Below are 24,441 nucleotides of genomic sequence, written 5' to 3' on the forward strand. Positions count from 1 at the left end.
TTATGGATATTCATGATTTTAATCCGTCACGTCGACGGTTTTTAAGCGGAATGCTGGCAGTCGGTGCCGTCAGCGCTTTAGGGCCAAATCCACTGATCTCAAAGGTCTGGGCAGCGGGTGAAAACCCGGAGCAATGGATCCAGTCTGGCTCGCACTTTGGCGCTTTTGAAGCCAAAGTCGTGAACGGTGAATGGGTCGATACCCGCCCCTTCAAACATGACAAATACCCCTGCGATATGCTGAATGCGGTGCGTGAAGTGGTCTACAACCCATCGCGGGTACGCTACCCGATGGTGCGGCTGGACTGGCTGCGCAAGCGTGAAAAGTCAGATCGCAACCAGCGCGGCGATAATCGCTTTGTCCGTGTGAGCTGGGATCAGGCGTTGGATCTGGTTTATGAAGAGCTGGAGCGGGTACAAAAGACCTACGGATCTTCAGGTGTCTTTACCGGGCTGGCGGACTGGCAAATTGTTGGCAAATATCATAAGGCCGGCGGCGCGATGGATCGGGGACTCGGCTTGCACGGTAACTATGTAACGACCGTCGGCGACTATTCGGCAGCCGCAGCGCAGGTGATTTTGCCGCATGTGATTGGTTCGCTGGAAGTTTACGAGCAGCAAACGTCGCTCCCGCTGGTTATCGAAAATACCCAAACCATCGTGCTGTGGGGCTGCGATCCTATCAAGAATCTGCAGATCGAGTTCCTGGTTCCCGATCACGATGCGTTTGGCTATTGGCAGCAGATTAAAGAAGCGGTTGCGCAGGGTAAGATGCGCGTTATCAGCGTTGATCCGGTGCGTAGCAAGTCGCAAAACTATCTTGGCTGTGAGCAGCTGGCGCTGCGACCGCAAACGGATGTCGCGTTATTGCTGGCGCTGGCGCATACCCTGTACGAAGAAAAACTGTATGACGTGGCGTTCATTAACGATTATACCGTGGGCTTTGAACAGTTCTTGCCGTATCTGCTTGGGGAAAGCGACAAGCAGCCGAAAAACGCCGAATGGGCGGCGGAAATCTGCGGCCTGACGGCGGAGCAGATCCGCGACTTCGCCCGCCTGCTGGTCAAAGGCCGGACACAGTTTATGGGCGGCTGGTGCGTGCAGCGTATGCACCATGGCGAGCAGTATCCGTGGATGCTGGTGGTGCTGGCCAGCATGGTTGGCCAAATTGGCTTGCCGGGCGGCGGAGTAGGGTTTGGCTGGCACTATAACGGCGGCGGGACGGTCACCTCTGGCGGTCCCGTCCTGTCCGGCCTCGGGAGCATCAACAATCCCCCGGCCGCGAAATACAAAGCGGATTTCCGCGGCGCTTCAGAGCATATTCCTACCTCGCGGATGATCGATTGCCTGCTGGCGCCAGGCAAAAAAATCGCTTTCAACGGTGAAACATTAACTTTCCCTGATATCAAAATGGCGATTTTCAGCGCCGCCAATCCGTTCCATGCGCAGCAGGATCGTAACCGCATGATCGAAGCGTGGAAGAAGCTGGAAACCGTGGTCGTTCTGGATCATCAGTGGACAGCATCCTGTCGTTTTGCCGATATCGTCCTGCCTGTGACCACGCGCTTTGAGCGTAATGACATTGAGCAGTTCGGTACACACTCGAATAAAGGGCTGATGGCGATACATCAGGTGGTTAAACCGCAGTTTGAAGCGCGACATGACTTTGATGTCTTTGCCGGTCTGTGCAAACGCTTTGGTCAGGAAGAGACATACCGCGAAAAGCGGGATGAAATGCAGTGGATAAAAGCCATTTATGATGAGGGCGCGAAAACGGGAGCGTCCCTTGGCGTTAGTATGCCGAACTTCGAGAGCTTCTGGCAGGGCGAAGGATACATTGAATATCCTGCCGGGAAGCCGTGGGTGCGTCATGGAGAATTTCGCGAACAGCCGGATATCAACCCGTTAGGAACACCCTCTGGTCTGATTGAAATTTACAGCAAAACCATCGCGGGCTTTGCCTACGAGGACTGCCCGGGGCATCCGGTGTGGATGGAACCCTTTGAGCGTACCCATGGCAGCAAAACAGATAAATATCCGCTGCATCTGCAGTCCTGTCATCCGGATAAACGTCTGCACTCCCAGCTGTGCTCAAGCGAGGCGTTTCGTAACACCTATGCGGTGGCAGGAAGAGAGCCGCTGTACATGAGCGAGTCGGATGCCCGCGCACGTGGCCTGAAAGCCGGGGATATTGCGCGCGTGTTTAACGCCAGAGGCCAGGTGCTGGCCGGGGTGGTGATCAGTCCGGATTACGCGCCTGGCGTCGTCCGGATTCATGAAGGCGCGTGGTATTCGCCGCAGGAAGGTGGGAAAGCGGGCACACTATGCACTTATGGCGATCCGAATGTGCTGAGTGCGGATATCGGTACATCGCAACTGGCGCAGGGGCCTTCGGCGCATACGGTGCTGGTCGAGGTGGAGCGGTACCAGGAGAATGCCCCACAGGTCACGGGCTTTGGCGGGCCGGAGGTTGTGAAAGAGGAGGGGGTAAGTGCAGCATAATCATATTCATCGACAGCGGGCGGCGGTGTACCAGTGGTTTTCGCAACTGCTGTTCCGTGAGCTGGACGAGGAGCAACTCATCCGCCTTGAAAGTGGGGAAAGCCGAAAGTGGCTGGCGTCGTTGACGGCTATCCCTGGGTTATCCGTTGATGTCAAAAACCTGGAACGTAGTCTCGTTCGGGCGCTGCGCCGTGAAAGCCGACAGCTGGAGCTGGCGGCGGACTATGCCTCGTTGTTTTTGCTGGCACCTCCCGGCGGCGTTTCTCCCTATGCGGGGCATTATCCGCATACGACCGCGCCTGATGAACGCAAGGAAATGAATGTGCTGTTAGTCGAGTATGGGCTGACACCGCAGGACAACGAGCCTGCCGACCATATTGCTGTACAGCTGGCACTGATGGCGAGAATGGTTACCAAAAAGGAGACGTTATCGGCGCAATATTACTTTTTGCATCATCACATTATGTGCTGGGCACCCCTGCTACGGGAAAGTTGTTTACAGCGGGACGAAGAGGGGGTTTATCCTCAGGCGGTTAACGTCATAACGCATTTTATGCGTGAGGATGAGCTGTATCTGGAATCTCTGTTGATGGATGATTTTTACCTCAGCAGCCAGGGCTGAAAAGAACAAAGGGACAGCAAATGCTGTCCCTTTTCACCGCTGTCGCAGCAGAAAAGTTAGTCTGAGCGGCCCATGTAGCGACGTTCTTCGATATGAATACGGATTTTTTCACCTGCACTCAGATATTCAGGAACCAGGATAACCAGACCGGTGCTCATGGTCGCTGGTTTGTTACGCGCACTTGCTGACGCGCCTTTAATGCCCGGAGCCGTTTCAACGATTTCCAGGTCTACCGTTTGCGGCAGTTCAAGCGCCAGCAGCTGGCCGTCCCAGGTCAGTACCTGCATATCCGGCATTCCGCCTTCCGGGATGAACAGCAATTCTTCTTCGATCTGGTCTTTGGTGAAGGTATACGGGGTATAGTCTTCTTTATCCATGAAGACGTATTCGTTGCCATCGACATAGGAGAAATCAACGCCACGACGGCTCAGGGTGACGGTATCAACGATGTCATCACCTTTGAAGCGCTCTTCAACTTTCAGACCGGTACGAACATCAGAAAAACGCATTTTGTACAGCGTGGCGGCGCCACGTGCGGTTGGTGATTGAATATCAATATCTTTTACAATCAGCAGTTTGCCGTTGTAATTCAGTACCATACCTTTTTTAATTTCGTTCGCTCTTGGCATCGAAAAAATCCTGTAATGAGGAGTGTCTAAAATATCGCGTAAAACTACTCGCGCCGGGGCATTCAGGCAAGCGGAATTGATGCTTTTGCTGGTGCCCAAAAGGTGTTACTGTGCGCTTCCTGCACAATCCGATGGTTTACGATAAAGAGAGTACTGTATGGAATGCCGTCCGGATTGTGGTGCATGTTGCACCGCGCCTTCAATTTCCAGTCCCATCCCCGGCATGCCTGATGGCAAGCCCGCTAATACACCATGCGTTCAGCTGGATGAATCCCTGCGTTGTAAAATTTTTGCTTCGCCTCTGCGGCCAAAAGTGTGCACCGGTTTACAGCCCAGTGCGGAAATGTGCGGACAGACGACGCACCAGGCCATGGTCTATCTCATCGAGCTTGAGGCGCTGACCGCACCTTAAACGTCTTTGATGCGCGTCAGACACGCGACGGTGGCGACGATCATCACCAACGCAAACCAGAATACCGCGTGATAGTTCCAGATTTCAGCGGCAATACCCGCCAACGATCCGGCAATAATCCAGCCCACGCGAATGGTATTTGTATAGAGAGTTGTAGCTGAACCCGCTTGTCCCGGCATCAGATCCTGGAAATAGAGCATGCCAATCCCGCCGAGGATGCCGATGTAAATCGCGTTCAGCAGTTGTAAGCCAAGCAATATCGCCGGAGAGTGGGCCAACAGCATGCCGGCATAAAAGAAAAATCCGGCGACAACGGCGATTCTCATCAACAGGCGTTTGCCCAGACGCTTCGCGAAGTATCCGGCAATCAACATGGTTGGGATTTCCAGCCCCGCGGCAGTTCCCATCATGATGCCCGCCAGCTTTTCCGGCAGATGCAGCTCGTTGATAATAAACAACGGCATATTAATGATATAGAGACTGTTGGTCCCCCACATTAATGTGCAGATAACAAACAGTAGCAGCGTGTCGCGTCGATTGCGGCGCGGGGCTTCTACCGCGCCTGTCGCGAGAGGCACGTTTTTACTCATCGAGGGTAAGAACAGCCAGACCATTACGCCGCAGACAACAAACGCCACCGCCGCGCTGAGGTACATCACCGTAAAGCTAAACCCCATGGCGAGCGCGTAGGCCAGCGGCGGGCCAATCACCCAGGCCAGCGAAACCTGCGCACGTAATATTGAACTGAACATGACGGCTTCCCGACCCGTACGGTCGGCGTGCTCGCGGGCGAGAGCAAACATTTGCGGGTTGGCGGTCGAACCGAAGCTGCTGAGGAATACCCCGACAAACAGCAGAATAAAATAGTTACGGTTCCAGGCGAACAGCACGCAGGCCAACATCCCCAGCACGCAGCAAAACACAATCAGGTTTTTGCGATCGCCTTTTTTATCTGAACGTCCAGCCAGAAACTGACTCACCAAAATGCCGATCACGGCGCTACCGGTAAAAAAGAACCCGACCATGCCGGGACGGGCATGGACTTCATCCGTCAGAAAAAGGCTGAGCGTTGGCGTCTGCAACGCACCGGCGATACCCGTCAGAAATGCGACAAGCAGGAACGCCGAAGACGTTAAATCAAACGCCTTGGGTGTGGCGGCTACGGGGGTGTTGTGCATGTTTTGATATCAATAATGTGAAGAGACGCGGAGTTTACGCTGCTTGTCAGAAAATAAACAGGGAGCCAAATCAAAATCGGCATCAAAAATCAAAATAGCATTTCAGTCAGAGAAAGCAGTTTGCTGACGCTGCTGAATCTGACAGGCTGACGCCGTTTTTGCGTCAGCAATTTTTTCTCCTCCGCGGAAAAAATGTGCGTTATCTCTAAATTCAGCAAGTAATTTGTCAACTTTACTTGTGTGCTGAAGAAAAAAGAGCAAGACTTCTTGAAACGTTTCAGCGTCATCTCGCCATAACTGATGGAGTCAGGTGACGCCTTTTTTCTCATGTTAGCTGAATCGTTTCAAATCAGCGGGAGAGGAGAACCATGTTCCAGTTATCTGTTCAGGATATTCACCCGGGCGAACAGGCCGGGAATAAAGAAGAGGCTATTCGCCAGGTTGCCGCTGCCTTAGTGCTGGCAGGTAACGTAGCGGAAGGCTACGTCGATGGCATGCTGGCGCGTGAACAACAGACGTCCACGTTCCTCGGCAACGGTATTGCTATTCCTCACGGTACGACGGACACGCGCGATCGGGTGCTGAAAACCGGCGTGCAGGTGTTTCAGTTTCCGCAGGGTGTGATCTGGGGTGAAGGGCAGGTTGCTTATGTGGCAATCGGCATCGCCGCCAGCTCTGATGAGCACCTCGGTTTACTGCGTCAGCTGACGCATGTGCTGAGCGATGACTCCGTCGCTGAACAGCTGAAATCTGCGACCACGGCGGAAGAGTTGCGCGCGTTGCTGATGGGGGAAAAGCAAAGCGAACAGCTGAAGCTTGATAACGAAACGCTGTCGCTGGACGTCGTTGCCAACTCGCTGGTCACGCTGCAGGCGCTCAACGCCGCACGGCTGAAAGAGGTCGGCGCGGTTGACGCCACCTTTGTGGCCAGAGCCATTAATGAGCAACCGATGAATCTCGGTCAGGGGATCTGGCTGAATGACTGTGCTGAAGGCAATGTGCGCAGCGCCGTTGCGGTCAGCCGCGCAGCAACAGCGTTCGATGTACAAGGTGAAGCGGCAGCCCTGCTGGTGACCGTCGCCATGAATGACGAACAACCGGTTGCGGTGCTGAAGCGCCTTGGCGATCTGCTGCTGAATAATAAAGCTGACCGTTTGTTGAAAGCCGATGCGGCAACGGTGCTGGCGCTGCTGACCAGCGATGATGCCTTAACTGATGATGTACTGAGCGCCGAATTTATTGTGCGCAATGAGCATGGTTTACACGCCCGCCCGGGCACCATGCTGGTGAATACGATTAAACAATTTAACAGTGAAATTACCGTGACAAATCTTGATGGAACCGGCAAGCCGGCGAATGGACGCAGTCTGATGAAAGTTGTGGCATTAGGCGTGAAGAAAGGACATCACCTGCGCTTTACCGCCCAGGGTGAAGATGCTGAACAGGCGCTGAAAGCGATTGGCGAAGCCATCGCGGCGGGTCTTGGGGAGGGCGCGTAATGAGCAGACGTGTTGCTACTATCACCCTTAACCCAGCCTACGATCTGGTGGGTTTCTGCCCGGAAATTGAACGCGGTGAAGTGAACCTGGTTAAAACGACCGGTCTGCACGCGGCAGGGAAAGGGATTAACGTCGCTAAGGTTCTGAAAGATTTAGGTATCGATGTAACGGTGGGCGGTTTCCTCGGTAAAGACAACCAGGATGGTTTTCAGCAGTTGTTCAGCGAGCTGGGTATCGCCAACCGTTTTCAGGTTGTACAGGGGCGTACGCGTATCAACGTCAAGCTGACCGAAAAAGACGGCGAAGTGTCCGATTTCAATTTCTCCGGCTTTGAAGTCACCCCGGCTGACTGGGAACGCTTTGTGAATGACTCGCTGAGCTGGTTGGGCCAGTTCGACATGGTGTGCGTCAGCGGCAGTTTGCCGACCGGCGTTAGCCCGGAAGCATTCACCGACTGGATGACGCGCCTGCGCAGTCAGTGTCCTTGCATTATCTTTGATAGTAGTCGTGAAGCATTAGTGGCCGGTCTGAAAGCGGCACCATGGCTGGTGAAACCAAACCGTCGTGAACTGGAAATCTGGGCAGGCCGTAAGCTGCCAGAAATGAAAGATGTGATTGAAGCTGCACATGCGTTGCGCGAGCAGGGTATTGCTCACGTGGTGATTTCACTTGGCGCGGAAGGAGCTCTGTGGGTTAACGCTTCGGGTGAGTGGATTGCTAAACCGCCGTCAGTGGAGGTGGTAAGCACCGTAGGCGCGGGTGATTCAATGGTTGGCGGCCTGATTTACGGCCTGCTGATGCGTGAATCCAGTGAACACACCCTGCGTCTGGCAACCGCTGTTGCCGCCCTGGCGGTAAGCCAAAGCAATGTGGGCATTACCGATCGTCCTCAGTTGGCCGCAATGATGGCGCGTGTCGACTTAAAACCGTTTAACTGACAGCAGGAGAGGCATAATGAAAACGCTGCTGATTATTGACGCTAATCTCGGCCAGGCTCGCGCTTATATGGCGAAAACCCTGCTTGGAGCGGCGGCGCAGAAAGCACATCTGGAAATTATTGATAATCCTAATGATGCCGAACTGGCAATTGTTCTGGGCGACACGCTTCCTGCCGACAGTTCGCTGAACGGCAAAAAAGTCTGGCTGGGCGATATTGGTCGTGCGGTTGCGCATCCTGAACTTTTCCTCAGTGAAGCGAAAGGCCACGCAAAACCTTATAGCGCTCCGGTTGCGACAGCGTCCGTGGCCAGTAGTGGTCCAAAACGCGTGGTGGCGGTGACGGCTTGTCCAACTGGCGTTGCCCATACGTTTATGGCCGCTGAAGCTATTGAAACAGAAGCGAAAAAACGTGGCTGGTGGGTGAAGGTTGAAACCCGTGGTTCTGTTGGCGCAGGCAATGCCATTACGCCGGAAGAGGTGGCTCAGGCGGATCTGGTGATTGTGGCGGCTGACATTGAAGTTGATCTGGCGAAGTTTGCCGGAAAACCAATGTACCGTACTTCTACTGGCCTTGCGCTGAAGAAAACGAAGCAGGAGCTGGATAAAGCGCTGGAAGAAGCAACGCCGTACCAGCCTGCCGGCAAAGCGCAGTCTGCAACCACTGAAGGTAAGAAAGAGAGCGCTGGCGCGTATCGTCACCTGCTGACGGGCGTATCCTACATGCTGCCGATGGTGGTTGCTGGCGGTCTGTGTATTGCACTCTCATTCGCTTTTGGTATCGAAGCGTTCAAGGAACAGGGTACGCTGGCGGCGGCGCTGATGCAGATTGGCGGTGGTTCAGCTTTCGCGCTGATGGTGCCGGTTCTGGCGGGCTACATCGCGTTTTCCATCGCTGACCGTCCGGGTCTGACGCCTGGTCTTATCGGCGGTATGCTGGCGGTGAGCACCGGTTCCGGCTTTATTGGCGGGATTATTGCCGGTTTCCTTGCCGGTTATGTGGCGAAGCTCATCAGCACGAAGCTGAAACTCCCGCAGAGTATGGAAGCGCTGAAACCGATCCTGATCATTCCGCTGCTCTCAAGCCTGGTGGTTGGTCTGGCCATGATCTACCTGATCGGTAAACCAGTGGCGGGCATTCTGGAAGGTCTGACCCACTGGCTGCAAACCATGGGAACCGCGAACGCGGTGCTGCTTGGAGCGATTCTTGGCGGCATGATGTGTACCGATATGGGCGGTCCGGTTAACAAAGCGGCGTATGCTTTCGGTGTGGGCCTGCTTAGTACGCAAACCTATGCGCCGATGGCGGCGATTATGGCGGCGGGTATGGTGCCTCCGCTGGCCCTGGGCCTGGCAACGCTGGTGGCGCGTCGTAAGTTCGACAAAGCGCAGCAGGAAGGCGGTAAAGCTGCGCTGGTACTGGGCCTGTGCTTTATTACCGAAGGGGCTATCCCATTCGCTGCCCGTGACCCGATGCGCGTTCTGCCTTGCTGTATCGTTGGCGGCGCGATTACCGGGGCTATCTCGATGGCGGTGGGGGCTAAGCTGATGGCGCCGCACGGCGGTCTGTTCGTGCTGTTAATCCCTGGCGCAATCACTCCGGTGGTTGGATACCTGCTGGCGATTATTGCCGGTACGCTGGTAGCCGGTCTCTCCTACGCGGTGCTGAAACGCCCGGAAGCAGAGGTTGTGGCAAAGGCGGCCTGATTTAACGCTGACATCCGGGGCAGAGATTTCTCTGCCCCTTTTTTTATCCATTAAATCTGCCAGGTAGTGTTAAACCGGTTCAGGCAATCATTGGCGCGATGATAAAACCAAAGGCAACGCCAGCAATGATCCCGCCAAGTCCTGGCAACATAAACGGATGGTTTAAGACATACTTACCCACGCGCGTTGTCCCGGTGGTGTCGAACTCCATTGCCGCCAGCGAAGTCGGATAAGTTGGCAGAACAAACACGCCGGTCACTGCGACATAGGAAGCCAGAATGGCCCATGTGGGTACGCCGAGCGCGACGGCAAGAGGGATAATCAGCGGCGTGGTGGCTCCCTGCGAATAGAGAAGCGCGCAGGTACCAAACAGCACCAGCGCCAACAGCATCGGATAAGCCCGTAGAATATCGCCCGCGATATCCTTTATCCCCGTTAAGTGGGCATCAATGAAAGTTGTGCCCAGCGTAACAATACCCAGAATCACTGCCAACGAACTCATACCCGCCCGAAACGTGGATGTCAGGACAATCGCGTCTGTTGATGTTTTGCATAGCACCACCATCAGACACGCGGCAGCTAGCATGCAGATAATGATAATATCCCGGGTATTCATGGGGGTACCTGCATCGAATCCAGGGCGCAATTGAGGGCATGCGGCAAGAATAACGATGACCACCGTTGCCAGCATAAACAGGGCGACTGACAGTCTGGCACCTGGCGTTGTGCTGTTTTGCCCTGCATATTTACGCACCAGTCCTTTTTGCAGGCGTTCCAGATAGACTTCATCATCCTGTAGCTCACATCCCTGACGTGAGGCGATAAAAGCGGCGACCATCGCGGCGACAAATGAGGCAGGCAGACAAACCGCCATGACCTGAATAAAGCTGATACCGTTGCCTTCCATAATAGTCAGCATAGCGGCCATTGCGGCACTGATCGGCGAACCGGATATCGCCACCTGAGAAGCGACTACGGAGCCTGCGAGCGTACGGGAAGGGCGAATACCTGACTCTTTGGCAACTTCGGCAATCACTGGCAGAGTAGAAAAGACGATGAACCCTGTTCCCGCCATAATCGTCATCGACCAGGTAATAATCGGCGCAATAATATTGATATATTTAGGGTTACGGCGCATAAAATTACCGGCAATGCGAACCAGATAATCCATGCCTCCGGCGGCCTGTAGCGCCGATGCCGCCACCACCACCGTCATAATAATAAGAATAACGTCAACGGGTGGTGAACCAATTTGCAGCCCAAATCCCAGCGTTAAAATAGCCAGCCCCAGCCCGCCGCATAAACCAATACCAATTCCGCCAAGGCGGATACCGAAAAATATTGCGCCCAACACTACGATAATTTCTAGCCAAATCATAATGGCCTCCGCCAGAGAGTAATTTGTAATTAAAATGGATTTTTATTTAATGCAACAATTAAACAGGTATGGACATTCATTGTGCCAAAAGGTGATTTTTACCCACGCGTTTCTCGTACCATTTAATACCGGCACGAACCAACGAACCGGTTGAATCAATATATTTCTCAGGTGACTTGTTGACTGCTTCGGCAAGAATGACAGGAACTTCAGTACATCCGAGCACGATGACTTGTGCCCCGCGTGAGAAGAGTGCTTCAGCCTGTTCATTCATCAGCGTTTGCGCCCGCTTAGCATCACCAGCTTTTAAGCAATAAATGCTTTCCATCACTTTTTCCTGACTGGATGAGTCAGGGCTGATGCAGGTTAACCCAAGAGATTCTATGCCTTTTTGATAGAGGCCCATGTATAAAGTGGCGTTGGTGGCGAGTAATCCGATTTGCGATTTCCCGCAGTTTTTAACCTCATTGATGGTCGTTTCAACGATACTGAGCAGCTCTGTATGGCAGCACGCTTTTAATTCATTAAACCAAAAGTGGGCGGTGTTACAGGGGATCACAATACACTCGGCGCCAGCATCTTCGAGTTTATGCATATAATCGCGCATTGCCGGAAGTGGGGAATGACCATGATGCATTAACGCGTCGGTTCGGTCTGGAATGTCAGGAATAGATGAAATAATTAAGGGGATATGTTCCTGGTCACGTTGCGCAGCGGTAAAAGTGACGAATTTATTAAACAGATCGACCGTTGCAGCAGGTCCCATACCACCAAGCACGCCAATTAAACCTTTCACGATATATACCTCAATTCACCGATGATTAATATTCAGAGCCGGGTTGTGTCTGCTGATAATGTTTAACAGCAGTGAGAGGTGAGGAGAAATGCAATAATGTATGGTTCAATGCAAAAACCGCATGACTGTGGTTTATTGTGTAACCTCAGCAGGCCGGTATTCGGCCAGAGGCTCCGCGTTACGCGGCGGACAACCGGTCGTAACCGATAGGGAGAGAAGTATGTTAATGTTAAAAATGAAGCCTTGATGCAAAAAACGAATCACCAGGCGCTAATGATGAATGTCATCTCCGGAACTATTCAGGCATGATGCTTTAAGGCTAATAGGCATATTTAAATATCCGCGTGATAAGCATGAAAAATATTGAGACAAAATGGTTATATGATTTTCTGACGTTGGAGGCATGCCGTCATTTTTCCCAGGCAGCTGAGGAGCGTAACATATCCCAACCGGCATTTAGTCGGCGGATCAAGGCGCTCGAATCAGCCGTGGGTGTGCTGCTTTTTGATCGCACAACGAGCCCACTGCAACTCACGGAGGAGGGCAAGCTATTTCATTCGCAAACCCGTAGTTTGTTGCAACAGCTGGAATGTAATCTGGATGAGCTAAGCGGCCACAATTTACTGGGTGTACCCAATATCAAAATAGCGGCGGCACATTCTCTGTCGCTGACGATGTTGCCCAGATTGGTGCACTCAATGGCGGCCTGGGGTGAGGAGTTTGTCTATCACGTTGAAGCTATTGATGTTGTTCAGGCGGTGAATACTCTGCGCGAGGGGAAAAGCGATTTTATTATCTCCTTTCGGGATGAAGACTTAATGCAGTCACCTTTCTGCGGCTTGAAGGTTTTTGAGTCTGAACTGTACCCCGTGTGTGCTGCTGATGCGCAGGGTAAGGCGTTGTTTGATATCTATCAGTCGCAGGCGCCGATTCTGAACTATACCAGCACATCCTACATGGGAAGATTGGTAAACCGTCATCTGGCGGAAGTAGGCGGCATTTCAGCCCGTACGCTGTTTATGTCTTCGATGAGTGAGTTATTAAAAAATATGGCATTGGATGGGCATGGTATCGCCTGGCTGCCGGCGTGGACAATCGTAAACGAACTGCGCGAAAAGCGGCTGGTTTGTCTGCAGACGCCGGAACTGATGGTGCCTATTCAGGCTTATATTTACCGAATGGATACCCGGTTGAATAAAACGGCTGAGCACTTCTGGCGGATTTTGTACAACCATATGCCAGAAGACCTTGTTTCGCTCAGTTGATACGAACCGGTTCGCCTGGCGCATCTGAAAAATCTCCGGTTATGCCGGAGTTAAACTCTTTAGACTGCTTGAATTGTGTACTACCTCTCATTTTCTCTTTCCTTTACAGACTGTATCTATAAAAAATTGTGATTCTGTTCATATCTATTGAGTTTAGATCTTGAATATGGATTTACTTTGTCAAAAACACGCTTACTATGAACATGTGTTTGATAGTGAACATGTGCTCTAATAACCTAATGTGTGGCGTTGGTTATTTTTAACGAACTCATTTGTGGCAAGTTAATTGCCAGGGGACGTGCTATGCGTGAAAAGGAATACATAGTAACTATTGGCTCGGCCAATATGGATGTTGCTGGGTATTCGCATGCTTCTCTAAATTATGCGGATTCGAATCCAGGAAAGATAAAATTCACCCCCGGCGGAGTTGGACGTAACATTGCACATAATCTCGCGCTGCTGGGGAAAAATTCATGGTTACTGACGGCGGTTGGTAATGATTTTTATGGACAATCGTTATTGGCGCAAACCAATCAATCCGGAGTTCATGTTGATAAGTGTCTTATCGTTCCCGGAGAGAATACGTCCAGTTATTTATCATTGCTTGATAATACCGGTGAAATGTTGGTTGCCATTAATGATATGAGCATTACCGAACATATTTCAGCAGATTTTTTATCACAGCATCATGATTTTATTCGGCAGGCGAAAGTCATCGTCGCCGATTGCAATATCAGCGAAGATGCCCTGGCATGGGTGCTGGAAAATGCCGGAGAGCTTCCGGTGTTTGTTGACCCGGTATCGGCATGGAAATGCGTCAAAATTCGCGAGCGGCTTGGACAAATTCACACTCTTAAACCCAACCGGCTTGAAGCCGAAACGCTAAGCGGTATTGCGCTTTCCGGGCGTGATGACGTGGGTAAAGTCGCCGCCTGGTTTCATGATCGCGGCTTAAATAGGCTGGTGCTCAGCATGGGCGGCGACGGTGTTTATTACAGTGATATTGCGGGGAGTCGTGGTTGGTCGCTGCCGATTAAAACTCACGTCATTAATGTTACCGGGGCTGGCGATGCGATGATGGCTGGACTGGCTTCCTGCTGGGTAGACGGCATGCCCTTTATTGATTCGGTTCGATTTGCGCAGGGTTGTTCATCAATGGCGTTAGCCTGTGAATATACCAATAACCCTGATTTGTCTGTTGCGAATGTAAGCTCATTAGTGGAGAACACAGAATGTCTGAATTAACTCTTTCCTCTGAATTATTACAAATATCTCCAGAAGTACAGGAAGCATTAAACAGTAAGAAGCCGATTGTTGCACTTGAATCAACCATTATTTCTCATGGTATGCCATTTCCGCAGAATGCCCAGACAGCGATTGAAGTAGAAGAAACTATTCGTAAACACGGTGCGGTTCCTGCGACCATTGCCATTATTGGCGGAATAATGAAAGTTGGTTTAAGCAAAGATGAAATTGAGCTGCTTGGGCGAGAAGGTCATAGCGTTACGAAAGTAAGTCGTCGTGATTTGCCGTTTGTGGTCGCGGCAGGAAAAAATGGTGCAACGACTGTTGCCTCAACCATGATTATTGCCGCCCTGGCGGGAATTAAAGTATTTGCGACAGGGGGAATAGGTGGAGTTCATCGTGGTGCTGAACATACCTTTGATATTTCCGCGGATCTGCAAGAACTGGCGCATACCAATGTCACGGTAATTTGTGCCGGGGCGAAATCTATTCTTGATCTCGGCTTAACTACTGAATATTTAGAAACCTTTGGTGTGCCGTTAATTGGTTATCAAACCAACGCGTTGCCAGCATTTTTCTGCCGTACCAGTCCGTTTGAGGTCAGTATCCGTCTGGACAGTGCGCAAGAGATTGCCCGTGCCATGGCGGTGAAATGGCAAACGGGTCTCGACGGCGGTCTGGTTGTTGCGAACCCCATCCCAGAGCAGTTTGCGATGGCCGAAGAGAAAATTAATGCGGCAATCGATCGGGCGGTAAAAGAAGCGGAAGATCAGGGCGTCGTGGGCAAAGAGAGTACGCCGTTCCTGTTAGCGCGGGTTGCAGAGCTGACCGGTGGTGACAGCCTGAAATCAAATATTCAGCTGGTGTTCAACAATGCGGTACTGGCCTGTGAAATTGCGAAGGAGTATCAGCGCCTCGTCTGACAGAGTTTCCCGGGCAGAATGCGGTCGCCCGCGAATATCAAACCTACCAAAACCTGGCGATAACGCCGGGTTTCCTGGCATGAAGGGAATTTCATTATGGATATAATGAGAAGTGTTGTGGGTATGGTGGTATTACTGGCCATCGCGTTTCTGCTGTCAGTAAATAAAAAACGTATCAGTCTGCGCACGGTCGGGGCTGCACTGGTACTGCAAATCGCAATCGGCGGCATTATGCTGTACTTCCCGCCAGGAAAATGGCTGGTTGAACAGGCTGCGCTCGGTGTCCACAAGGTAATGTCATACAGTGACGCGGGAAGCGCATTTATCTTTGGCTCCCTGGTAGGGCCAAAAATGGATGTGCTGTTTGACGGAGCCGGGTTTATCTTCGCTTTTCGGGTGCTTCCGGCCATCATTTTTGTGACCGCACTGATCAGTCTTCTCTACTACATTGGCGTGATGGGGCTGTTGATCCGCATCCTCGGCGGTATTTTCCAGAAAGCGCTGAACATCAGTAAGATCGAGTCATTTGTCGCCGTAACGACGATTTTCCTCGGGCAAAACGAGATCCCGGCGATCGTGAAGCCGTTTATTGACCGCCTGAATCGCAATGAGCTGTTTACCGCTATTTGTAGCGGGATGGCCTCGATTGCTGGCTCAATGATGATCGGTTACGCCGGAATGGGCGTTCCGATTGACTATTTGCTGGCGGCATCGTTGATGGCAATCCCTGGCGGTATTTTGTTCGCGCGTATGCTGAGTCCGGCAACTGAAGAATCTCGCGTCACCTTTGAGAACCTGTCATTTACTGAAACGCCACCGAAAAGCATCATCGAAGCAGCGGCGAGCGGAGCGATGACCGGGCTGAAAATTGCCGCTGGCGTGGCGACGGTCGTAATGGCATTTGTCGCCATTATCGCGCTGATTAACGGCATTATTGGCGGAATTGGTGGGTGGTTTGGCTTTGGTCATGCCACTCTGGAAGGGATCTTTGGCTATGCGCTAGCCCCGCTGGCGTGGATTATGGGTGTGGACTGGGGCGATGCGACGCTGGCAGGCAGCCTGATCGGACAGAAGCTGGCGATTAATGAGTTTGTCGCTTATCTCAACTTCTCGCCGTATCTGCAAACGGGTGGAACGCTGGATGTGAAGACCATTGCGATTATCTCGTTTGCGCTGTGCGGTTTCGCTAACTTTGGTTCGATTGGCGTTGTCGTCGGGGCATTTTCGGCGATAGCGCCACAGCGTGCCCCGGAAATCGCGCAGCTTGGCATGCGCGCGCTGGCAGCAGCAACGCTGTCAAACCTGATGAGCGCCACTATAGCCGGTTTCTTTATCGGGCTGGCATAGCGAAAATAATGCCGGATACGCGTAGCGCCATCCGGCATTACATTTAAGCAGTTTGCAGCAAATACAATGCGTTATCTGCTGAGAGGGTTGGGTTGTTGATGCTGACGCTGGCTCGCGATAATGCCGCGCAGGCCATGGCAAAGTGAGCGCTTTCACGAAATTCACTACCTTCCAGAAAGCTGTACAGCAATCCCGCCATAAAAGCATCGTCGGCGCCAAAACTGTCTACAACCGTATGCTCAGGAGGCGTCAGTAAAAACTGTTCTCCGTCCTTTTCGCTGCAAAAAACGGATTCATCTTCCAGGCAAACAAAGATTCGTTTTACCCCTTGCTGATGGAGACTATTAACGGCCAGTACGCGATCGGCATCTGAATGAATAGGTTGACCCCACAAAATCGCCAGCTCTTTCTGCGTTGGTTTTAGCGTATGAATACGCGTAAACCAGGTCTTCATTTTTGCCGCTTTGAACTCTGAAACGGTGTCAATGAATACCGGAATATCATCAGCAATAGTAAAGACCCACTCAATGGCTTCGGCAGTCAGATTGCAATCTGCCAGTACGACACCGGAATGGCGGATCAAATCTCGCGAACTGTTCAGTAACTGCGGCGTCAATTGTTGCAGGATATGGGTATCGTTAATTGCCAGTACGGTCTCTTCCTGCTGATTAGCGATCGACAGGTAAGTTGAGGTGTTATGTCCATGCAGGCGTATGCAACTGGAAACGTTAACACCGGCCTGACGCGTTTGTTCTAGCAATGTTTCGCCATAGAAATCACTGCCAACAGCGGAAATTAAGTGGACGTCACGGCCCAGCAGCGCCAGGTTGTGGGCGATGTTACGTCCCACGCCGCCTGCCGAGCAGTGAATGCTACCAGGGTTAGAGGCAGCCTGAGGATAGTGGATGTCAGCAACACCACGAATATCCATATTGATCGCCCCAACAACCACGCAATAATCCTGTTCGGTAAGGATATAACCTTTACCTTTGATCATGCCTTTACGCATCAAATCCATAATATGCGCAGCAACGCGTGAACGGCTGATCTGCAAAATATCGGCGATTTCATTCTGCTGAATCAACGGATTGCGACGCAGGATCTTAAGGATCTGCTTTTCCCTGTCGTTCATGATTATGCCACCGCTTTTTCTGTTTGCTGGGCTTTCAGCCAGGCAATCTCTTCTGCCCAGATATCCGGATTAATCGTTTCCAGCACCAGCGGAATGCCGTCAAAACGATTGTCCTGCATGATCCAACGGAAGGCATCATGGCCAATATTGCCTTCACCTAAGCTGTGGTGACGGTCAACGCGACTGCCAAATGCGCTCTTGGCGTCGTTCAGGTGCATACCGCGTAGGTACCTGAAGCCGACAATACGTTCAAATTCCGCAAACGTCTTTTCGCATTCCTCGACGGAGCGCAAATCGTAACCGGCCGCGAAGGCATGGCAGGTATCAATACAGACGCCGACGCGGGACTTATCTTCGACGCCGTCGATAATGGCGGCAAGGTGCTCAAACTTAAATCCAAGGTTGCTGCCTTGTCCGGCTGTATTTTCGATAACTGCCGTAACGCCCTGGGTCTGAGCAAGGGCGATGTTGATGGATTCGGCAATGCGCGCCAGACACTCATCTTCCGGGATCTGCATCAAATGGCTGCCCGGGTGAAAGTTCAGCAAGGATAAGCCCAGCAGTTCACAGCGCTGCATTTCATCTATAAACGCATCACGTGATTTTTCCAGCGCATCGCTAACCGGATGACCGAGGTTAATCAGGTAACTGTCGTGAGGCAGGATCTGGGCGGCAGTATAGTGATACTTCTCGCAGGCAGATTTAAAATCATCAATGATTTCGGTCGTCAGCGGCGCGGCACGCCACTGGCGCTGATTTTTGGTGAACAGGGCGAATGCGGTCGCTTCGATTTCTGCGGCTCGAATAGCGGCGTTAGCCAGACCGCCAGCGGCGCTTACGTGCGCTCCGATATATTTCATAAATTTAACCCGCCATACTCAAATACAAAAAGGGAGAGTATAGCGGGTTAATAGAGGTGAGTCGTGATCGTTTATGCCATCAGCGCGTGGATAGCGACGTTAATCGCACCGCCACCCACAATCAGCCAGACAAACAGCAGCAGGGCCATCAGTAACGGTTTGGCACCGGCTTTTTTCAGCGCGCTAACGTGCGTGGTCAGCCCCAGGGCAGCCATCGCCATTGCCAGCAAAATGGTGTCCAGCGTTACCAGCATGTTCACTACTGACTGTGGCAGCAGGTGGAACGAGTTAAAAATTGCGACCACAATGAACAGGATGGCAAACCATGGAATGGTTATTTTGCTCTTCTCACCGCCCGTGGCCGGAGACAGTTGTTTAACGCGTGCGGCCAGGAGGATAAGGAACGGTGCCAGCATCATGACGCGCAGCATTTTGGCAATAACCGCGGCGTTTTCCGCATCCGGGCTAATGGCGTGCCCGGCAGCCACAACCTGTGCAACTTCATGCATGGTGGAGCCAATGTAAATGCCGTAGGTTTCTGGGCTAAACCAGTGTGAAAGCAACGGATACATCGCCGGATACAGGAAGATTGCGATAGTACCGAAGATAACCACGGTGGCGACAGCGACGGTCACTTTACTGGCTTCTGCTTTCACCACTGGTTCGGTTGCCAGCACGGCGGCGGCACCACAAATGCTGCTACCCGCGCCAATCAGCCAACTGGTGTGACGGTCCAGACCAAATACTTTCTGCCCCAGGAAACAGGCAATCATAAAGGTACTGCTTAGCGTTAACACATCAATCACGATACCGCTGACGCCGACGTCAGCAATTTGCGCGAAGGTGAGGCGGAAACCGTAGAGGATAATCCCCAGACGTAATAAATGTTGTTTCGCGAACAGCACGCCGCCGTCACAGCTTTTCCAGATGTGCGGATAGACGGTGTTGCCGAGAATCATCCCCAATAAGATGGCTAAGGTGAGGGCGCTGAACCCGGCACCTGCGACGGCGGGAATGGATCCTCCCCATAAGGCGACCCCAGTGATAACTGCACTCAGGGCAAGCCCCGGAATAAAATGCCACGCTGTACGACGATGAGTCTGTAAGGTGAGTTCTGTCATATCCTTCTCCTTTATCTGGGTAAAAGAGTAAGGCGAAGTGGTTTAAAAATAAAATTGATTATATATTTATAATTAATCTATATAAGTGGTATACCCGTCATACTTCAAGTTGCATGTGCGTTGGCTGCGCTCGTTCACCCCAGTCACGTACTTAAGTACGCTCCGGGGGATGCTCTCTCTTGCCGCCTTCCTGCAACTCAAATTATTTAGGGTATAAGTAACGGCTATCCGGTGGAAAACGACTATGCATATCACCCTACGACAACTTGAAGTGTTTGCTGAGGTACTAAAAAGCGGCTCAACGACCCAGGCATCTGTCATGCTGGCATTGTCGCAGTCGGCGGTGAGTGCGGCGCTTACCGATCTGGAAGGGCAACTTGGCGTGCAACTGTTTGACCGTGTCGGCAAACGGCTGGTGGTTAACGAACACGGACGCTTGCTTTATCCGCGCGCGCTGGCGTTACTTGAGCAAACGACCGAAATCGAACAGCTTTTTCGCAAAGATAATGGCGCCATTCGGGTCTATGCCAGTAGCACCATCGGTAATTATATTCTGCCCGCCATGATCGCCCGTTACCGCCAGGACTTCCCCGATTTACCGCTGGAGCTTAGCGTGGGCAACAGCCAGGACGTGATCAATGCGGTGCTGGATTTTCGGGTAGACATCGGGCTGATAGAAGGGCCGTGTCACAGTACGGAAATCATCTCTGAACCGTGGCTGGAGGACGAACTGGTGGTGTTTGCCGCACCGTCGTCACCACTCACAAAGGGGCCCGTTACGCTGGAACAGCTGGCTGCTTCGCCGTGGATCCTGCGTGAGCGAGGATCGGGTACGCGTGAACTGGTGGATTACCTGCTGTTGTCTCATCTGCCAAGATTTCAGATGGCGATGGAGTTGGGGAACTCCGAGGCCATTAAGCATGCGGTGCGCCATGGTCTCGGGATCAGCTGTTTGTCGCGTCGGGTCATTGCGGAGCAGTTACAGGCAGGGACGCTGAGCGAAGTTACCGTGCCACTGCCGCGTTTAGTGCGCACTCTCTGGCGCGTTCATCACCGGCAAAAACATATCTCCAATGCCATTACGCGTTTTTTATATTACAGCGACCAGGTTGAGTAGGGCGAATAGCGCGCTAACTCTCGTCAGGTCACCCTATCCATAATGGCTGTTACGTCTTAACCGCCTTGTGCTGCTCATTTTCTGCTTTACTTATAATCCGCGGCCAGTCATGAAGGTCTCTTATAACAGCGCATTTGTGCCGGAAGAATGCCATTTCGTCTGCTACAATCGCGCCTCATTTTTTGGATGGATAGCATTTTCACATGGTTTCCGAAACTAAAACCACAGAAGCGCCCACGCTACGTCGTGAACTGAAGGCGCGTCACCTGACGATGATTGCCATTGGAGGCTCCATCGGTACAGGTCTTTTCGTTGCATCTGGTGCAACTATTTCTGCGGCGGGTCCTGGCGGCGCGTTGTTCTCTTATATCCTGATCGGTCTGATGGTGTACTTCCTGATGACCAGCCTCGGTGAACTGGCTGCCTATATGCCGGTTTCCGGCTCGTTCTCCACTTACGGTCAAAACTACGTAGAAGAAGGCTTTGGCTTCGCGCTGGGCTGGAACTACTGGTACAACTGGGCGGTAACGATTGCCGTTGACCTGGTGGCCGCACAGCTGGTGATGAGCTGGTGGTTCCCGGACACGCCGGGCTGGATCTGGAGCGCACTGTTCCTCGGCGTTATCTTCCTGCTGAACTACATTTCCGTTCGCGGATTTGGTGAAGCGGAATACTGGTTCTCGCTGATCAAAGTTACCACTGTAATTATCTTCATCGTGGTTGGCGTGATGATGATTTTCGGTATCTTCAAAGGCACTCAGCCAGTGGGCTGGAGCAACTGGACGACCGGTGATGCACCGTTTGCCGGGGGTTTTGCCGCTATGATTGGTGTGGCGATGATCGTCGGCTTCTCCTTCCAGGGAACTGAGCTGATCGGTATCGCGGCAGGCGAATCTGAAGATCCTGAAAAGAACATTCCACGTGCGGTGCGTCAGGTGTTTTGGCGAATCCTGCTGTTCTATGTGTTCGCGATTTTGATTATCAGCCTGATTATCCCATACACCGATCCGAGCCTGCTGCGCAACGATGTGAAAGACATCAGCGTTAGCCCGTTCACGTTGGTATTCCAGCATGCGGGTCTGCTGTCAGCCGCAGCAGTAATGAACGCGGTTATCCTGACGGCGGTACTGTCAGCGGGTAACTCCGGGATGTATGCCTCCACGCGTATGCTTTACACCCTGGCATGCGACGGTAAAGCGCCGCGTATTTTCGGCAAACTGTCTCGTGGCGGCGTACCGCGTAACGCGCTGTATGCGACGACTGTGGTGGCGGGGCTGTGTTTCCTGACCTCTATGTTTGGTAACCAGACCGTGTACCTCTGGCTGCTGAACACCTCCGGGATGACGGGCTTTATCGCCTGGCTGGGGATCGCGATTAGCCACTATCGCTTCCGTCGCGGTTATGTGCTGCAGGGGCGCGATGTGAAGGATCTGCCGTACCGTTCTGGCTTCTTCCCACTGGGTCCGATCTTCGCCTTTGTGCTGTGCCTGATTATCACTCTGGGCCAGAACTACGAAGCGTTCCTGAAAGATAGCATTGACTGGGGCGGCGTGATGGCAACCTATATCGGTATCCCGCTGTTCCTGATTATCTGGTTTGGCTATAAGCTGGCGAAAGGAACTCATTTTGTTCGCTACAGCGAAATGAAATTCCCGGATCGCGTGAAGAAATAACAGTATAAAAAGCATAACAAAAACCCCGGCATGATGAGTGCCGGGGTTTTTTTATTGCGCCAGACTTAGAAGCTGTAAGTCAGGCCAACCGTGTAACGACGACCATCGAGAACAGTGTCGTAGGTATCGTAATCGATTTGCTTATCCAGCACGTTATACACGCCAGCGGTCATCAGCAGATCTTTGTTTGCATAATAGCGCAAACCAACATCGACCTGAGTATAGGACGGGGTGCCCTGCGCCATGGAGGTACGGCTCAGGTATTCAGACGTTTTCCCGCGCAGATTCAGACGGCTCCAGAAACCGAGATCCTGCGTGGCCTGCCAGTCCAGCGTGGTGTTGAACATATGCTTTGGCATTTTGTTCAATGGCTGACCGGAGAACTGACCGCTTTTCTGTTCAGATTCCGTGTAAGTGTAGTTCGCCGTCCAGTTGATGTCGGAAGTCATCTTCCAGCCGAAAGTGGATTCTACGCCGCGCATATTGGCTTTATCGACGTTAACGCGATCGCTGACGAAGTCATAGTGGGTATTGCCGATGGTACAGGCCGGATCGGAGCTGCTGTTACAGCGGCGCACTTCGGTGATTTTGTCTTTGAAGTCAGTATTGAACAGCGTGACGCCCGCGTTGAGATCGTTGCCGTTATCCCACAGTAAACCGATCTCTTCGCTGAGGCTTTTCTCCGGCTTCAGGTCCGGGTTGCCGACAATGATGCCGTTCAGTCTACCGCCGCCGGTGACCTGTCCCCAACTGGCAGACGACTGGCGCAGATCCGGTGCGCGATAGCCCGCTGAAACGCCGCCTTTTAAGGTCCATTGATCGCTCAGATGCCATACGCCATAACCGCGCGGCGTCCAGTTGTCGCCGTAGTTTTCATCTTTATCCATACGCAGACCGCCAGTCAGCGTGAAGGTATCGGTAACGGCCCACTCATCTTCAGCAAACAGCGCCCAGCTCCAGCGGGTCAGTTTGTTCAGTCCATCAGCAGCTTGCAGCTGGTTGCCGTTATCACTCAGTTTTTCATAACGGTATTGCCCGCCCAACGTCAGGGTGTGCGCCCCAAGGAAGACCTGGTTCTGGTTATTGAAAATCGTGTTGTAGGACTTCATCTGGCGACCTGGGTTTTCGGTCTCTTCCTGCTGGACATAGCTGGTGGAGTTGAAGTCGTCGTAATAACCGCTGTGGGTTAGTGAATACGTTGTGTGCACATACTTGTTTTCGCTTTTACTGTTGGGCTTGCAGCTTCCGTTGCGGCAGCTTTCCTCGGCCATGGATTTGCCTGGCGTACTGTCGCGATCCTGCAGTTCACGTGCGTAATCGAAGTCGATGTCATTTTTATCATCTGGCGTAAAGTTCAGGGTTAAGCCCCCGTTACGCATACGCTGTTCATTGTAGCCATTGAGGATTTTGTCCTCCGCCCGATGAGAGAATAATCCGGTCACTTTTGCGCCGAGTAATCCGTCAATCAGTGGCCCAGACGCATAGGCGTTGGTCTGATAAATATCGCCGGAGTCTCTGTCTTCCTGGAAAGTGGCATCGCCGTGCAGAGAGCCGGTCCAGGCTTTGGTATTCGACACTTTCTTGGTGATGACGTTGATGACGCCGCCCATCGCATCGGAGCCGTACAGAGATGACATTGGGCCACGGATTACCTCGATACGCTCGATGGATTCCAGCGGCGGCAGCCAACCTTGCTCAATACCTGAGTTGTCGCTGTTAGGACGTGTGCCGCGTGTGCTGATGCGTTTACCGTTGACCAGGAAGAGCGTGTATTGCGAAGCCATACCACGAATACTGATATCGCTGCTGCTACCCCCGCCGGTGACGACGACGCCAGGGACATCTTTTAGCGCATCGGTAACATCGCGATAGGCTTTGTCCTCAATCTGCTGCTTGGTAATAACAGATATCGAAGCGGGAGCGTCCTGAATTTTCTGTTCGAAGCCGGTGGCGGTAACCACCACGGTGTCTTGTTCAGCGGCATGCCCGAGTGATGGGAGACTGGCGACGCATACTGCGGCAGCTACAGCCTTAACGTGAGGTATAGTCATTTGTATCATTCCATTTAAATGAATTTACCCGGCATACTTCAAGTTGCAG

At 52.4% G+C, this 24,441-nt stretch carries 20 protein-coding genes; 12 read left to right on the forward strand and 8 right to left on the reverse strand.

The features are described 5' to 3' along the window. Positions 1–2: 2 nt before the first annotated feature. Together torA and torD are read left to right on the forward strand one after the other, a co-directional pair. On the forward strand, positions 3–2,501 hold the full coding sequence (gene torA / locus OGV52_RS22325; RefSeq protein ID WP_287109177.1) for a trimethylamine-N-oxide reductase TorA: 2,499 nt from the start codon (positions 3–5) through the stop codon (positions 2,499–2,501). Continuing rightward, positions 2,491–3,123, forward strand: a complete 633-nt coding sequence (gene torD, locus OGV52_RS22330) for a molecular chaperone TorD (protein ID WP_287109178.1) — start codon at positions 2,491–2,493, stop codon at positions 3,121–3,123. The genes torA and torD overlap by 11 nt, the downstream gene beginning before the upstream one ends. 56 nt (positions 3,124–3,179) lie before the next feature. Here the strand turns inward: torD and yeiP are convergent, their stop codons facing one another. Next, positions 3,180–3,752, reverse strand: a complete 573-nt coding sequence (gene yeiP / locus OGV52_RS22335) for an elongation factor P-like protein YeiP (protein WP_287109180.1) — start codon at positions 3,750–3,752, stop codon at positions 3,180–3,182. A 157-nt stretch (positions 3,753–3,909) separates the two neighbouring features. On the opposite strand from yeiP, the gene OGV52_RS22340 reads away from it, so the two are divergent. After that, the gene (locus tag OGV52_RS22340) at positions 3,910–4,164 is read left to right on the forward strand and encodes a YkgJ family cysteine cluster protein (RefSeq protein ID WP_287109181.1); all 255 of its coding nucleotides are present in this window, start codon (positions 3,910–3,912) and stop codon (positions 4,162–4,164) included. Here the strand turns inward: OGV52_RS22340 and setB are convergent. After that, positions 4,161–5,342, reverse strand: coding sequence for a sugar efflux transporter SetB (gene setB, locus OGV52_RS22345; RefSeq protein ID WP_016153738.1), 1,182 nt, complete (start codon positions 5,340–5,342; stop codon positions 4,161–4,163). The two genes, OGV52_RS22340 and setB, sit on opposite strands and share 4 nt — an antisense overlap. Before the next feature lie 368 nt (positions 5,343–5,710). On the opposite strand from setB, the gene fruB reads away from it, so the two are divergent. Genes fruB through fruA form a run of 3 tightly spaced genes read left to right on the forward strand, consistent with a single transcriptional unit; the run spans position 5,711 to position 9,484 of the window. After that, positions 5,711–6,841, forward strand: a complete 1,131-nt coding sequence (fruB, locus tag OGV52_RS22350) for a fused PTS fructose transporter subunit IIA/HPr protein (RefSeq protein WP_016156988.1) — start codon at positions 5,711–5,713, stop codon at positions 6,839–6,841. Further along, positions 6,841–7,779: a 1-phosphofructokinase gene (gene fruK / locus OGV52_RS22355; protein WP_003834544.1), complete on the forward strand. Its 939-nt coding sequence runs from the start codon at positions 6,841–6,843 to the stop codon at positions 7,777–7,779. Before fruB ends, fruK begins: the two co-directional genes overlap by 1 nt. A 16-nt stretch (positions 7,780–7,795) precedes the next feature. Beyond that, positions 7,796–9,484 (forward strand): PTS fructose transporter subunit IIBC, encoded by a 1,689-nt coding sequence (gene fruA, locus OGV52_RS22360; RefSeq protein WP_016153736.1) that lies wholly within the window; start codon positions 7,796–7,798, stop codon positions 9,482–9,484. Between the two features lie 79 nt (positions 9,485–9,563). On the opposite strand, the gene OGV52_RS22365 is transcribed toward fruA, so the two are convergent. Next, positions 9,564–10,862: an anaerobic C4-dicarboxylate transporter gene (locus tag OGV52_RS22365; protein ID WP_287109183.1), complete on the reverse strand. Its 1,299-nt coding sequence runs from the start codon at positions 10,860–10,862 to the stop codon at positions 9,564–9,566. Positions 10,863–10,938: 76 nt separating this feature from the next. Then, positions 10,939–11,658 (reverse strand): cysteate racemase, encoded by a 720-nt coding sequence (cuyB, locus tag OGV52_RS22370; protein ID WP_016153734.1) that lies wholly within the window; start codon positions 11,656–11,658, stop codon positions 10,939–10,941. A 353-nt stretch (positions 11,659–12,011) separates the two neighbouring features. Here cuyB and hypT point away from each other — a divergent pair, with 353 nt between their 5' ends. From hypT to OGV52_RS22390, 4 genes are all read left to right on the forward strand, one after another. Further along, positions 12,012–12,923 (forward strand): hypochlorite stress DNA-binding transcriptional regulator HypT, encoded by a 912-nt coding sequence (hypT, locus tag OGV52_RS22375; protein WP_019077233.1) that lies wholly within the window; start codon positions 12,012–12,014, stop codon positions 12,921–12,923. A 303-nt stretch (positions 12,924–13,226) separates the two neighbouring features. Next, on the forward strand, positions 13,227–14,168 hold the full coding sequence (locus OGV52_RS22380) for a pseudouridine kinase (protein ID WP_287109185.1): 942 nt from the start codon (positions 13,227–13,229) through the stop codon (positions 14,166–14,168). Continuing rightward, positions 14,156–15,091, forward strand: coding sequence for a pseudouridine-5'-phosphate glycosidase (locus OGV52_RS22385; RefSeq protein WP_016156984.1), 936 nt, complete (start codon positions 14,156–14,158; stop codon positions 15,089–15,091). Before OGV52_RS22380 ends, OGV52_RS22385 begins: the two co-directional genes overlap by 13 nt. A gap of 96 nt (positions 15,092–15,187) precedes the next feature. Continuing rightward, positions 15,188–16,438, forward strand: a complete 1,251-nt coding sequence (locus OGV52_RS22390) for a NupC/NupG family nucleoside CNT transporter (RefSeq protein ID WP_047359178.1) — start codon at positions 15,188–15,190, stop codon at positions 16,436–16,438. Between the two features lie 43 nt (positions 16,439–16,481). On the opposite strand, the gene OGV52_RS22395 is transcribed toward OGV52_RS22390, so the two are convergent. The 3 genes from OGV52_RS22395 to OGV52_RS22405 all read right to left on the reverse strand — a co-directional run bounded on the left by OGV52_RS22395 (position 16,482) and on the right by OGV52_RS22405 (position 19,551). Next, positions 16,482–17,570, reverse strand: coding sequence for a sugar kinase (locus tag OGV52_RS22395; RefSeq protein ID WP_047416236.1), 1,089 nt, complete (start codon positions 17,568–17,570; stop codon positions 16,482–16,484). A gap of 2 nt (positions 17,571–17,572) precedes the next feature. Further along, the gene (gene nfo, locus OGV52_RS22400) at positions 17,573–18,430 is read right to left on the reverse strand and encodes a deoxyribonuclease IV (protein ID WP_046275457.1); all 858 of its coding nucleotides are present in this window, start codon (positions 18,428–18,430) and stop codon (positions 17,573–17,575) included. A gap of 71 nt (positions 18,431–18,501) precedes the next feature. Further along, a complete protein-coding gene (locus tag OGV52_RS22405; RefSeq protein ID WP_016153726.1) occupies positions 18,502–19,551 on the reverse strand; it encodes a YeiH family protein in 1,050 nt (349 codons plus the stop codon). Positions 19,552–19,795: 244 nt separating this feature from the next. Here OGV52_RS22405 and yieE point away from each other — a divergent pair, with 244 nt between their 5' ends. Beyond that, positions 19,796–20,668 (forward strand): DNA-binding transcriptional regulator YeiE, encoded by an 873-nt coding sequence (gene yieE, locus OGV52_RS22410; RefSeq protein WP_016153725.1) that lies wholly within the window; start codon positions 19,796–19,798, stop codon positions 20,666–20,668. Positions 20,669–20,871: 203 nt separating this feature from the next. Further along, positions 20,872–22,341, forward strand: a complete 1,470-nt coding sequence (gene lysP, locus OGV52_RS22415; protein ID WP_047500979.1) for a lysine-specific permease — start codon at positions 20,872–20,874, stop codon at positions 22,339–22,341. Positions 22,342–22,406: 65 nt separating this feature from the next. On the opposite strand, the gene OGV52_RS22420 is transcribed toward lysP, so the two are convergent. After that, positions 22,407–24,392 carry a ligand-gated channel protein gene (locus OGV52_RS22420; protein WP_016156980.1) on the reverse strand — a complete coding sequence of 662 codons (1,986 nt, stop codon included), beginning with the start codon at positions 24,390–24,392 and terminating at the stop codon, positions 22,407–22,409. Between the last annotated feature and the right edge of the window lie 49 nt (positions 24,393–24,441).

It is taken from the genome of Citrobacter sp. Cb041 (genome assembly GCF_030336655.1).
GTDB lineage: Bacteria > Pseudomonadota > Gammaproteobacteria > Enterobacterales > Enterobacteriaceae > Citrobacter > Citrobacter braakii.

What these genes read in the sequence shown, in the direction of transcription:
- OGV52_RS22420 (WP_016156980.1), bottom strand. Translation starts at nt 24,392, where the DNA reads ATGACTATACCTCACGTTAAGGCTGTAGCTGCCGCAGTATGCGTCGCC.
- OGV52_RS22340 (WP_287109181.1), top strand. Translation starts at nt 3,910, where the DNA reads ATGGAATGCCGTCCGGATTGTGGTGCATGTTGCACCGCGCCTTCAATT.
- OGV52_RS22405 (WP_016153726.1), bottom strand. Translation starts at nt 19,551, where the DNA reads ATGACAGAACTCACCTTACAGACTCATCGTCGTACAGCGTGGCATTTT.
- OGV52_RS22385 (WP_016156984.1), top strand. Translation starts at nt 14,156, where the DNA reads ATGTCTGAATTAACTCTTTCCTCTGAATTATTACAAATATCTCCAGAA.
- yieE (WP_016153725.1), top strand. Translation starts at nt 19,796, where the DNA reads ATGCATATCACCCTACGACAACTTGAAGTGTTTGCTGAGGTACTAAAA.
- OGV52_RS22380 (WP_287109185.1), top strand. Translation starts at nt 13,227, where the DNA reads ATGCGTGAAAAGGAATACATAGTAACTATTGGCTCGGCCAATATGGAT.
- OGV52_RS22390 (WP_047359178.1), top strand. Translation starts at nt 15,188, where the DNA reads ATGGATATAATGAGAAGTGTTGTGGGTATGGTGGTATTACTGGCCATC.
- lysP (WP_047500979.1), top strand. Translation starts at nt 20,872, where the DNA reads ATGGTTTCCGAAACTAAAACCACAGAAGCGCCCACGCTACGTCGTGAA.
- hypT (WP_019077233.1), top strand. Translation starts at nt 12,012, where the DNA reads ATGAAAAATATTGAGACAAAATGGTTATATGATTTTCTGACGTTGGAG.
- setB (WP_016153738.1), bottom strand. Translation starts at nt 5,342, where the DNA reads ATGCACAACACCCCCGTAGCCGCCACACCCAAGGCGTTTGATTTAACG.
- yeiP (WP_287109180.1), bottom strand. Translation starts at nt 3,752, where the DNA reads ATGCCAAGAGCGAACGAAATTAAAAAAGGTATGGTACTGAATTACAAC.
- OGV52_RS22365 (WP_287109183.1), bottom strand. Translation starts at nt 10,862, where the DNA reads ATGATTTGGCTAGAAATTATCGTAGTGTTGGGCGCAATATTTTTCGGT.
- fruA (WP_016153736.1), top strand. Translation starts at nt 7,796, where the DNA reads ATGAAAACGCTGCTGATTATTGACGCTAATCTCGGCCAGGCTCGCGCT.
- fruK (WP_003834544.1), top strand. Translation starts at nt 6,841, where the DNA reads ATGAGCAGACGTGTTGCTACTATCACCCTTAACCCAGCCTACGATCTG.
- OGV52_RS22395 (WP_047416236.1), bottom strand. Translation starts at nt 17,570, where the DNA reads ATGAACGACAGGGAAAAGCAGATCCTTAAGATCCTGCGTCGCAATCCG.
- torA (WP_287109177.1), top strand. Translation starts at nt 3, where the DNA reads ATGGATATTCATGATTTTAATCCGTCACGTCGACGGTTTTTAAGCGGA.
- fruB (WP_016156988.1), top strand. Translation starts at nt 5,711, where the DNA reads ATGTTCCAGTTATCTGTTCAGGATATTCACCCGGGCGAACAGGCCGGG.
- nfo (WP_046275457.1), bottom strand. Translation starts at nt 18,430, where the DNA reads ATGAAATATATCGGAGCGCACGTAAGCGCCGCTGGCGGTCTGGCTAAC.